This window comes from Bacillota bacterium, assembly GCA_040754675.1.
Taxonomy (GTDB): domain Bacteria; phylum Bacillota; class Limnochordia; order Limnochordales; family Geochordaceae; genus Geochorda.
Genome location: JBFMCJ010000100.1, coordinates 1 through 10259, shown reverse-complemented (window position 1 = coordinate 10259; position 10259 = coordinate 1). Strand labels below are relative to the sequence as shown.

14 protein-coding genes and 1 tRNA gene are annotated in these 10259 nt (G+C 67.4%); 9 read left to right on the top strand and 6 right to left on the bottom strand.

What is annotated here, in order from left to right:
- The 5 genes from AB1609_07885 to AB1609_07865 form a co-directional block, all read left to right on the top strand.
- Positions 1-377, top strand: a 377-nt coding sequence (locus tag AB1609_07885) for a hypothetical protein (protein ID MEW6046386.1), incomplete at its 5' end; no start/stop codon positions are given.
- A gap of 28 nt (positions 378-405) precedes the next feature.
- Positions 406-780, top strand: coding sequence for a helix-turn-helix domain-containing protein (locus tag AB1609_07880; GenBank protein ID MEW6046385.1), 375 nt, complete (start codon positions 406-408; stop codon positions 778-780).
- 67 nt (positions 781-847) lie between these two features.
- On the top strand, positions 848-1078 hold the full coding sequence (locus AB1609_07875; protein MEW6046384.1) for a hypothetical protein: 231 nt from the start codon (positions 848-850) through the stop codon (positions 1076-1078).
- Position 1079: 1 nt separating this feature from the next.
- Entirely contained in the window at positions 1080-1454 is a 375-nt protein-coding gene (locus tag AB1609_07870) for a hypothetical protein (protein MEW6046383.1), read from the top strand.
- A gap of 20 nt (positions 1455-1474) precedes the next feature.
- Positions 1475-2731, top strand: a complete 1257-nt coding sequence (locus tag AB1609_07865) for a tyrosine-type recombinase/integrase (protein ID MEW6046382.1) — start codon at positions 1475-1477, stop codon at positions 2729-2731.
- 149 nt (positions 2732-2880) lie between these two features.
- On the opposite strand, the gene AB1609_07860 is transcribed toward AB1609_07865, so the two are convergent.
- Positions 2881-2956 (bottom strand) — tRNA-Trp (locus AB1609_07860).
- Positions 2957-3065: 109 nt separating this feature from the next.
- Complete coding sequence (aceA, locus tag AB1609_07855) at positions 3066-4382, bottom strand: isocitrate lyase (protein MEW6046381.1); 1317 nt, start codon at positions 4380-4382, stop codon at positions 3066-3068.
- Positions 4383-4683: 301 nt separating this feature from the next.
- Here aceA and AB1609_07850 point away from each other — a divergent pair, with 301 nt between their 5' ends.
- The 3 genes from AB1609_07850 to AB1609_07840 all read left to right on the top strand — a co-directional run bounded on the left by AB1609_07850 (position 4684) and on the right by AB1609_07840 (position 6966).
- The gene (locus AB1609_07850; protein ID MEW6046380.1) at positions 4684-5094 is read left to right on the top strand and encodes a CoA-binding protein; all 411 of its coding nucleotides are present in this window, start codon (positions 4684-4686) and stop codon (positions 5092-5094) included.
- A gap of 86 nt (positions 5095-5180) precedes the next feature.
- A complete protein-coding gene (locus AB1609_07845) occupies positions 5181-5795 on the top strand; it encodes a phosphoribosyltransferase (GenBank protein MEW6046379.1) in 615 nt (204 codons plus the stop codon).
- Positions 5796-5967: 172 nt separating this feature from the next.
- Entirely contained in the window at positions 5968-6966 is a 999-nt protein-coding gene (locus tag AB1609_07840; GenBank protein MEW6046378.1) for a tyrosine-type recombinase/integrase, read from the top strand.
- Positions 6967-6986: 20 nt separating this feature from the next.
- Here AB1609_07840 and AB1609_07835 read toward each other — a convergent pair whose 3' ends face one another.
- The gene (locus AB1609_07835) at positions 6987-7388 is read right to left on the bottom strand and encodes a LysM domain-containing protein (GenBank protein MEW6046377.1); all 402 of its coding nucleotides are present in this window, start codon (positions 7386-7388) and stop codon (positions 6987-6989) included.
- Positions 7389-7597: 209 nt separating this feature from the next.
- Here AB1609_07835 and lexA point away from each other — a divergent pair, with 209 nt between their 5' ends.
- Entirely contained in the window at positions 7598-8212 is a 615-nt protein-coding gene (gene lexA / locus AB1609_07830; GenBank protein MEW6046376.1) for a transcriptional repressor LexA, read from the top strand.
- An 81-nt stretch (positions 8213-8293) separates the two neighbouring features.
- On the opposite strand, the gene AB1609_07825 is transcribed toward lexA, so the two are convergent.
- From AB1609_07825 to surE, 3 genes are all read right to left on the bottom strand, one after another.
- Positions 8294-8671: a hypothetical protein gene (locus AB1609_07825; GenBank protein MEW6046375.1), complete on the bottom strand. Its 378-nt coding sequence runs from the start codon at positions 8669-8671 to the stop codon at positions 8294-8296.
- Positions 8672-8735: 64 nt separating this feature from the next.
- Complete coding sequence (locus AB1609_07820; GenBank protein ID MEW6046374.1) at positions 8736-9470, bottom strand: hypothetical protein; 735 nt, start codon at positions 9468-9470, stop codon at positions 8736-8738.
- Positions 9471-9514: 44 nt separating this feature from the next.
- Positions 9515-10259: 5'/3'-nucleotidase SurE (gene surE, locus AB1609_07815; GenBank protein ID MEW6046373.1), on the bottom strand; the 745-nt coding region annotated here is incomplete at its 5' end.

Here is a 10259-nt window from a genome sequence, read left to right as displayed (position 1 = left end):
TCGTTCACTCGAAGAAGGCCGGCTCCATGGCAGCGGTCGAAGCGAGCATCGATGAAGCGATCCGCACCTGCGCCATTGCGGTCGCTCTGAGGGCGCGCCTTTATCTTTTCGAGGCGGCTTCGCTGCTACGCCAAATGGTGCCCTCGTTCGTGCTGCGCCGCCATGTGGGGCGCTTGCTGGCGCAAGCCGCGAACCACCTGCAGCATGTCTGGGCCGTCCATGGCCTGGGTGTGACGTCTGACGTGAGTGCCCGCGCCTACCTGTGGGTCCTTAGCTTCCCGCCCCGTTCGGACATGCTGAACAGGCACAGCCAGACGAGTGGCATCAGCCCCCTCAGAGCTGCGCGGCTCGGGAGATATCCGGGTGCGTGGAACTAACACCGGCGCCAAAAAGGGCGTGAAGAGAATGCCTGGCCTACCACCCAACTGGCCCCGCAAGGGCGTCACGTTGCCGGATAAGCCGGTTCTTGGGGATGAAAGGCTGTCGCCGCGAGTTGGCCGTCTCCCGGTGGCCTTCCCGCCTGCGGGGACGGAGCCCGGTTCCCTTCCAGGCGAACCACAACCCGGGCCCGCCGGGCTGGTTAGCGGCCGCCGACCAGGGGACCTACCCTTCCGCCTCGCCTTCGGCGTTCGAGAGGCCGCCCGCATTGTGGGCGTGTCGCATTCCGCCATCAGCCGCGAGATTGCCGCTGGCCGGCTAAAGGCGAAGCGGTACGGCAGGCGGGTGCTGATTCGGCCGCGGGATCTCCGGGATTGGCTCAGCAGCTTGCCGGACGCGTGACCAGGTTATCCGCCCCTCGTTGACAGTCATTCGATAACATGTTAGCATGTTATCGGAGGTGAGACGGGTGCGGAAGGCCACCCTGATCCGGCTCCCAGAGGCCCTGTTCGAGGCCGTCCGTCGCCGGGCGTTCGAGGAGCGGCGCTCTATCAACGCCCTTCTGGTCGATGCCGTTGAGCGGTACATGAGGCTGTGGAAGTCCAATGAGGAGCGTGAAGTGGACGAAGCCATCGGCCCTGTTTACGAACAGAACAGGGCGCAGATGGCGAATCGGAAGCAGGCCAAGGAGGTGCGCTGACGTGGCCCGGGCAACGCTGGCCGAGATGCCGAGCGCGGTACTGGTCGCTGAGCTCGAACGCCGGGGGTACAAGGTAACGCCTCCGATGCCCGATAGCGTCAACCTGGAAACGTTCCGTGCGGCGCTGTTCGCCACCATCGACAGGCTGGACCGGGCCAATCGGCAGCTCGGGCTCGTCCCCATCCCGGTGGTTCGCCGGGCCCTCGCCGGCCGGGCAGGCGCCGAGCATTTTGACCGCCTGGTCCTCGAGCTGGCTGCACGCCGGGAGATCGTGCTGGTGTGGCACGACCGCCCGGCCGCCCTGAGCCCGGAGGAGCGGGCCGGGTGCATCGAGGACGGCGGGCGGGTCTGGTACTGGATCCGGTGGGGGATGTGACAGGAGAGGAGGCGCCGAGGGTGCCGACCATTGAGAAGGTAGAGACGGGCATCTACCGGCGGGGCAATAGCTACCTCGTGCCGGTCTATGCAGGCCGCGACCCCATCACGGGCAAGGAGCGCCGGAAGTGGGCCACGGCCCGGACGCTCGACGAGGCCCGCCGGTTGCGCCGGCAGATGCAGCAGGAGGTCGAAAAGTCGGGCCACGTGCCGGCCCAGCGCATGACCCTGGCCGAGTTCCTGCGGGAGAAGTTCATCCCGGAGCACGTCGAGCGCAAGCGCATCAAGACACAGCGGGGCTACAAGGACATCATCGAAGACCACCTGTTGCCGGGCCTGGGCGCCGTTCGGCTGGACCGGCTCACGCGAGAGCACCTGGCCGTGTACTTCCGGGAGAAGCGCAAGGCCGGGCTGTCCGAACAAACGCTGCTGCACCACTTCCGCCTGATCCACAAGGCCCTCAATTGCGCCGTCGAGTGGGGCTACGTCGGCCGCAACGTGGCGGATCAGCTTCCGCCGCCCCGGCCCAAGAAGTACCAGGCCACACGTCTGACGGCAGAGCAGGCCGAGAGGCTGCTGGCGTACCTGGCCGACACCCGGCCCGAGCAGGAGCGGCGCGAGAAGCCCGACGAGCCGAAGCCCCACCCGCTGGGGCCGTTGGTCGCAGTAGCCCTGGGAACCGGCTGCCGGAAGAGCGAACTTTTGGGCCTGACGTGGGATTCCGTGGACTTCGCCCGCGGGGCCCTGTATATCCGCAAGAGCCTGGAGGACCGCACCCCCGATGGGCCCGTACTGGGGCTGCCAAAGCGGGAGCGGGGCAAGCGCATCCCCATGGCCGACTTCGTGCGCCGGGCGCTGCTGGATCGGATGCTGGCGGTCAGCCAGGGGCGGGACTTCTACGCTCAGGACTACCGGGACTTCGGGCTGGTCTTCTGCAAGGACAACGGCACGCCCATCGACCCGACCTGGGTCAACCATGAGCTGACCCGGGCCCTGCGGGCCATCAACCGGGAGGCGACCGAGCGGGCGAAAGAGCAGGGGAGGGAGCCGACGCCAGAGGAGTTGATGCCGCACATTCGCTTCCACGACCTGCGCCACACCTGCGCGGCGCTGCTGATCAAGCAGGGCGTGCACCCCAAGGTGGTGCAGGAGATCCTGGGCCACAGCAGCATTCAGGTGACGATGGACATCTACGGCGACTTGCTGCCGGGGGTGGACGAGGGAGCCACCCGCAAGCTCGACGAGCTCTTCCCATCCCCTCGGGAAGCTCTCGGGTGAACCCCCCTCGTCGTCAGCCCCCACCGCGAAGCCCCCGGGACACCACCCGGGGGCTTTTCGGTTGCGGCGCCGTTTGCCAGGACGTTTGCAAAGTCGTTTGCAGGAGAGGGGGTCTGCAATCGGACGATCCCGAGAACCCTTGTCACCGCTGGCAGGGGCGGCAGGACTTGAACCCGCAACCGCCGGTTTTGGAGACCGGTGCTCTGCCAGTTGAGCTACGCCCCTGCGCCGGACAGGAGTATACCACGCCGGCTCACCCCAAGGCAACCGCGCCTGCCCACCACCGGGTAGCTGTCAACCGCCACAGGGCTTGGGATGGCCCGGCTTTGCCGCGTTAACTCCCAAACTGCTTCGCCTCGGTGGATCCGGCCATGGCCGTCGTCGCGCTCTGCCCGCCCGAGACCGCCATGGCCACCCGGTCGAAGTAGGCAGTGCCCACCTCCCGCTGGTGCCGCACGGCCGTGTATCCCAGCGGCTCCTGCGCGAACTCTTCGGTCTGCAGCCGCACGTAAGCGGTCATGCCCTCGTCCCGGTACGCCCGAGCCAGCTCGAAGGTGTACAGGTTGATCAGGTGCCACCCGGCCAGGGTTATGAACTGAAACCGATAGCCAAGCGCTGCCAGTTCCTTCTGGAAGGCGGCGATGCCCGCATCGTCCAGGTTGCGCCGCCAGTTGAAGGAAGGCGAGCAGTTGTACGCGAGGAGCTTCCCGGGAAACCGTGCATGGATCGCCTCGGCGAACCGCCGGGCCTCGTTGAGATCCGGCCGCGACGTCTCAAACCACAAGAGATCCGCATACGGGGCGTAGGCAAGCCCCCGGGCAATGGCGCTCTCCAGCCCGCCCCGCACGACAAAATACCCCTCGGGGGTACGATCAGCCGTGAGGAAGGGGGCATCCCGTGGGTCGACGTCGTTGGTCAGGAGAGTGGCGCTGAGCGCATCGGTGCGCGCAATGATCACGGTTGGAACGTCTAACACGTCCGCAGCGAGCCGCGCGGCCTGAAGCGTGCGGGTGAACTGTCCCGTGGGCACCAGCACCTTGCCGCCCATGTGGCCGCACTTCTTCTCCGCCGCCAGCTGATCTTCGAGGCCCGCCGCACCGGCCTCGATGAGGGCCTTCGTGAGTTCAAAGGCGTGGACGACACCCCCGAACCCGGCCTCACCGTCCGCCACCACCGGAGCCAGCCACCACGTGCCGGCCTGACGTTCGCTCCAGTGGATCTGGTCGGCCCGCAGCAGGGCGTTGTTGATTCGGCGCACAAGGCCCGGAACGCTGTTGGACGGATACAGGCTCTGGTCGGGGTACGTCTGGCCGGCCACGTTGGCGTCGGCCGCCACCTGCCAGCCGCTGACGTAGATGGCCTTGAGGCCGGCCTTCACCATCTGGACCGCCTGTGCGCCCGTCATGGCGCCGAAAGTTGCCACGTAGGGTTCGGTGTGGAGCAGCTCCCAAAGACGCTCGGCCCCCATACGGGCCAGCGTGTGATGAATTCGGACGGAACCCCGCAGGCTCACCACATCGTCTACGGAGTAGTCCCGCCGGATTCCGCGCCAGCGCGGGTCCTCCGCCCATTGCCGTTCGAGGTGGGCCACTTCAGCGGCAGCGCGGTCTCGAAGCTGGGCGCCGTCGTTACCGCAAACCGGAATGCCCATCGCTCTCCCTCCCTGCAACCTGCGCGACTGGACTCACGGTTGTAACGGTGCCAACAGTATAGAGGAGCACGGGGCGGATGATCAAGAGAATTTGCGCGAAGTGAAGAGATTTTCTCGCAGCGAAGATTCAACAGCGGCCGGGTTCGTTTGAACGACGAGCACGAGCCGGATTGCGTTTCGCTGGGGGAGAGGGGGCCCCGCGGCCCGCCGCGCCGGCGCCATAATGTAGGGAGGCGTTTCGCCTCCTCTGTCCAATCCAGGCTTCCGGTGCACCGCACCGCGGAGGGAGGGCCGCGACTCGATGCAGGACGAGGCGCTGGAGATCCTGAAGACCGCCCGAACAGTGGCCGTGGTGGGACTGTCGCCCGACCCGTCCCGTCCCAGCCACAACGTGGCCAGTTACCTGAAGCGCCAGGGCTACCGCATCATCCCGGTAAACCCCACGGTCTCCGAGGTGCTCGGCGAGAAGAGTTACCCTGATCTGCGTTCCGTGCCTGAACCCATCGACGTCGTGGACGTGTTCCGCCGGCCGGAGCACGTTCCCCAGTTGGTCGAGGACGCCATCGCCGTGGGTGCGAAGGCCGTCTGGCTGCAGGAAGGTGTCGTCCACGAACAGGCCGCCGAGCGGGCGCGCCAGGCGGGGCTGCGGGTGGTCGTGGACCGGTGCATGCTGAAGGAGCACCAGCGGCACCGGATGGCCGGGCAGTTATAGGGACGGCCTGTGCTGGGCCGGGGCCTGTTTTGGGCCGGGGCGCCAGTACGGCGCAAAGCGAAGTCAGGGAAGAAGGGCACTGTCATTTGGGCGAACCTGGCGCCACGCCGTACGACTACGCCAGCCGCCGGGGCATCCGGCCGGTGACGTGGAACGAGTTCGAGAGCCTGTGCCGCAGAGTGGCCCAGGCGCTGGCGGTGCGCGAGATCGACGGGGTGGTGGGGATCGCCCGCAGCGGGTTGATTGCCGCCACCCAGGTAGCCCTGAACCTCCGAATCGACCTCTTCCCCGTCAGCCTCTCACGGAGAAGGGGAGACCGCGTCGTCGAACGCCATCCGGTGTGGCTGCAGCCTCCGGGCCAGGCGCTGGCGGGTCGCCGCGTCGCCGTCGTGGACGAGATCGCAGACACCGGCGAGACGCTGGCGATGGCCGCACGGGCCGTGCGTGACGCCGGAGCCGCAATCGTGGTGACCGCCGCGCTGGCGGCGTACACCTGGGCATCGCCGGCCCCCGACGTCCTTGCGCTGACGACGGATGCGCTCATTGTCTGGCCGTGGGGCCGCTACGTGCTGGAGGCGGGCCGCTGGGTGCTGCACCCCGAATACGCCGAGGCCCTTCGCCTGCAGGGCTACCAGAACCCCGAGGGGGCCCTGCCAAACGCCGGCGGGCCGGCGGCACATGACCGCCGACCAGCCCCATGAGGCTTTTGCGGCCCACCAGCTCGTTCCGGCCCGGAAGGAATCTGCTCTACTGCGCTAAATGTCTATTTAGCGCAGTGCAATCCCAAACCGGGTATCGGTCCGCATGAAAAGCTGCAGCCCCGGCTGGTCCTCCCCGCAGGCCAGGGTGCAACAGCGCCGAACAGATGAGGCGATGAGCACGAGGCAGCCTCACCGGAAGAAGCCCGGCACCGGCCCTGTTCCGCAAGACGCCTACAGCGCGGGCCCCGCGGCGCTTGCCCCGGCGCGCGACGCTTCTGACCAGGATCCCTTGCTGGAACGCTACTACCGGCACCTGCTGGTCCAGCGGGGACTCAGCCGGCGTACGGCGCAGGCTTACATTGGAGACCTGCGCCTGCTGCAGCGCTATTGCCGGGAGCAGCAGCGAACCCTCCTCGACGCCGACGAGTACCTTCTGAGAGGCTTCCTGGAGTACGTGTACGACGAGCGCCAGAACCAGGCGCCGACCCGTGCCCGCAAGGTGAGCGCTATCCGGGGGTTCTACAGGTTTCTCGTGGAGGAGCGGCTCCTGGAGGCAAGCCCGGCGGAGCGCCTGCATACCCCCAAGCTGCCCAGGCGCCTGCCGGTCTTTCTGACCGCCGAAGAGGCGGCTGCTCTCCTGGACGCTGCTGCAGAGGTGGGCCCTGACCCGGTGCGGGACCGTGCCCTGGTCGCCACGTTCCTGTACACCGGGTGCCGTCTCGGCGAGCTTCTGGGGCTGCGAATCGACGACCTGGACTTTGCGGCCGGCGCCGTCCGCTTCTTCGGCAAGGGCGGCAAGGAACGCCTGGTGCCCTTGCGCGACGACCTCGTCCGGGTACTGCAGGCGTACCTTGTCCAGCGGCGGCAGCTGCGGCCCGGCGGCAAAGGGCCGCTGCCCGACCGCCTCTTCCTGAACCGGCGGGGTGCACCTCTTTCACCATCAGGGGTCCGGTACCTCCTGCGCCGGCTCTTGACGGCGGTCCCAAACGTGCGTCCCGGCGTCTCACCCCACAAACTGCGCCACACCGTCGCCACTCTTCTGCTCCAGGCCGATGCCGACTTGAGGACGATTCAGGAGTTGCTCGGGCACGCCTCGCTGGCGACGACCCAGCGGTACACCCATGTGCTCAACCGGCGGTTGAAGGAGCAACTCAACCGCCTTCCCTACTAGCTTGCCCCCACCCCTTCCACTCAGGGGTGCGGGAGATAGAGCGCCTGACCCGGCCGCAAGCGGGCCGCGTCAGCACCGGGATTTTCGCGGAGGATGGCGTCCACGTACCGCCTCGGATCGGCTCCTGCGGGACCGTGCTTCACCGCGAGCGACCAGAGCGTATCCCCGGGCTGCACCACGACCCACCGCTCCCCTCGCGCCAGCCGAGGGCCGGCGGCGGACCCCGGAGCCATGGCCGCCACCGGGACGGATTGGCGGGTCAATTGCAGCCAGTAGCCCCCGGCCAGTAGGGCCGAGCCCAACAGAATGGTGCCGCTGGCGGCCAGGGCGAGGTGCCTGTGGCGCTTTTCACCGCTGACCCCTTGCGGGTGTTTGCGGCCGGACAGCAGCTTTTGCCTACCCGGGTTAAGGCTCCCGTCCATGGGCCATCCTCCACGAATGACCGTTCTCCGAAGCTCCGTTCGTATCATAGCGAACGGATGTGCGCATGTCAAGCGGTCCCCCGGAATGACACGTGAGCCCTTCCGAACTTATGTTTGCAAACGGCGAACAGGTGTGTTATGATGGCTATGACCTCCAGGGACGCCGGCGTCCGGGTGCTGCGCCGGCAGGAAGGACGGTGCTGCCGCCCATGGTTCCCAAGGAGCTGACGCCGCGCCAGCGGCAGATCCTCGACTACATCAAGAGGACGGTACGCACCCGGGGTTACCCACCCTCGGTGCGCGAGATCGGCGAGGCCGTGGGATTAAGCTCGAGTTCCACGGTGCACGGGCATCTCGCACGGTTGGAGGAGAAGGGGTACCTCCGCCGGGATCCCACCAAGCCCCGTGCCATCGAGCTGCTGGAAGACCGCCAGATCATCCGCAAGGAGATGATCAACGTACCCGTCCTGGGCCGCGTCCCGGCCGGCCAGCCGCTGCTCGCGCTCCAGAACATCGAGGACTTCTTCCCGCTCCCGGTGGATTTCACGGAATACGAGGACGTCTTCATGCTGCGGGTGCGCGGCGACAGCATGAAGAACGCGGGGATCCTGGACGGCGACTACGTCGTGGTGCGGTCGCAGCCGTCAGCGCGCAACGGCGAGATCGTCGTGGCGCTCGTGGATGACGAGGCGACGGTGAAGCGCTTCTACCGGGAACACGACCATATACGGTTGCAGCCGGAAAACCCCCGGTACAAGCCCATCCTGACGCAGAACGTCCAGATCCTGGGCAAGGTTATCGGCGTCCTGCGCAAAGTAAGCTAGCACCGGCGCAAGCCGTCGCACGGCGCTGCGCCATGCCAGGCGGCATCCGGCGCCTTGTGCAGCTCCGGAGCCGGGTCTACCTCAGTTGACGGCAACCGATGGATTTGCGGTCTCTTGAGGAACAGGCTCTTGTTGCGGAAGGGCCGCGATCTGTTCGTCGGTCATCCCGAGCATCTGGAAGAAGAGCGTGAGTGCCTGCTCCTGACCGTGCTGCTCCGGGTCGTCCCTGGTGGGGCGAGCAAGCTCCGCAAACTGCCTGCGGGCCAGCTCGTAGGCGCTCTCGAGTCCTGCTTGTTCGATGGCTTGCATCAGGGCGTCGTAGACTTTTCGGCGGGCTTCGGCGTGGAGGTTCCAGAACCGGGGGTTGGGCGTCTTGCTGGCGGCCAGGATGTCCTGCTTGGCCAGCCGCTTGAACCGCTTCAACCCCCGAAGCACGTCCTCGGGAGATACCTGAAACACGGGGGCTCCTCCTCCTTCCGGCCCCGCGCCGGGGGGCCTCTCCCATTCCCCGCTGGCTATATTCTTAGCCTCCGGGGGCATCCCCTTCGACGCGGTCTGGCAACGATTGTACCCCCTGGCTCTGGGTTCCGGACCGCTGCTTGAGGTAGCGCTCCAGTTCCCGGGCAGCACCCCTGCCCCGGACGTAGTGGGCCAGGAAGCGCAGGTAATCGTGCTTGCGGTAGTAAGCCACGGCCAGGATGAGGTGGCTGTACTGGTTGCTTGGGTCGAGCCTCAGCGCCTCCTGCGCCGCCGCCCGAGCGGCGTCGACCTGCTCCTGCGCCAGGTAGGCGATGGCAAGCAGGTTTCGGGGCCAGGGGTTGGAGGTATCGAGCTGCCCCAGGTCGGCCAAAGTGGCAATGGCCGAGTCCATCCGATCCAGGGCGTAATACCCGAAGGCCAGGCAGTTGAGCGCCACCAGGTCGCCGGGCGACGCCTTCACCGCTGCCTCGTATTGGGGCACCAAAACCCGCGCGAGGTCCCGATACGCAAGCCGGGAGAGGGCATCCACCTCGTCGAGCGCGTCCACGATCCGGCCGAGGTTTATGTACGCAGCCGCCCGCAAGAGGCCGCCCTCGGGATCCTCGCGACCGGAAGCCGCCTGCAGGACGCTGCGCCACTCGACAGGAGCCGGCATGAGAGCGGCTGACCCCAGGGCCCCTTGACCTGCGACGGCGAGCCACCCTGCTGCCGCGGCCGAGAAAGCCACGAGCGCCCTTGCCAGGGCCCGCGCCTGTCCAGGTCTCCCCGCCCGTCGCAAATCCCTCTCCCCTTGCACCGGGGCACCCGGCCCCGGCCTTGGCCTCAGGCGGTCCGGCCGTCCTGTGATGCGCCGCTCCGGCGGAAATCCTTCGAGGCCGCCCGACCGGCGACCTCGAACCGACCGCCCGGGGCGGCTCCCAGCTCCTCTATCAAAGAGTAATCGGTGAGGTCGAAGTGGACGGGGGTCACGGAGATGAAGTTGTGGTGAACCGCGCCGGCGTCGGTGGATGGGTCGTCCTGGTCCGCCTCGTCGGCATCCCCCATCAACCGGAAGTGATGGTCCCCGTCTCCCTGGGCATGCCGCTCGAACCAGTCCCGGTAGCGCCGTTTCAGCCCCAGCCGCGTCCAGCGTATGGCCTCCGCCCCGCCGAACGCGCCCTCGGGCACATTGACGTTGAGCACGGCCGCCAACCGCGTATCCCGCGTCATCATCCACGAGGCCAGGACGGGAACGACCTTCTGGGCCGCCTCGAAACGGGGCGCTTGTTTGTCGGTGATGCACGAGACGGCGATGCTGGGAAGGCCCATGAGCGCCCCTTCCAGCGCGGCCGCCACCGTGCCTGAGTAAAACACGTCGATCCCCAGGTTGGCCCCCGCATTGATCCCCGCGACCACCAGGTCCGGAGGGCCGGGGCAGAGTTCGAGCAAAGCCAGCTTGACGCAGTCGGCGGGAGTGCCGGCCACCGCGTAGCTTTCCCAGCGCCCGGCCAGACGGATGCGCTGCACCCGCAGGTGTTCTCGGACCGTAATGGCGTGGCCGGTCCCGCTCCGGTCCTGGTCGGGGGCC

What these genes read in the sequence shown, in the direction of transcription:
- aceA (MEW6046381.1), bottom strand. Translation starts at nt 4,382, where the DNA reads ATGGGCATTCCGGTTTGCGGTAACGACGGCGCCCAGCTTCGAGACCGC.
- AB1609_07880 (MEW6046385.1), top strand. Translation starts at nt 406, where the DNA reads ATGCCTGGCCTACCACCCAACTGGCCCCGCAAGGGCGTCACGTTGCCG.
- AB1609_07840 (MEW6046378.1), top strand. Translation starts at nt 5,968, where the DNA reads ATGAGCACGAGGCAGCCTCACCGGAAGAAGCCCGGCACCGGCCCTGTT.
- AB1609_07850 (MEW6046380.1), top strand. Translation starts at nt 4,684, where the DNA reads ATGCAGGACGAGGCGCTGGAGATCCTGAAGACCGCCCGAACAGTGGCC.
- AB1609_07835 (MEW6046377.1), bottom strand. Translation starts at nt 7,388, where the DNA reads ATGGACGGGAGCCTTAACCCGGGTAGGCAAAAGCTGCTGTCCGGCCGC.
- lexA (MEW6046376.1), top strand. Translation starts at nt 7,598, where the DNA reads ATGGTTCCCAAGGAGCTGACGCCGCGCCAGCGGCAGATCCTCGACTAC.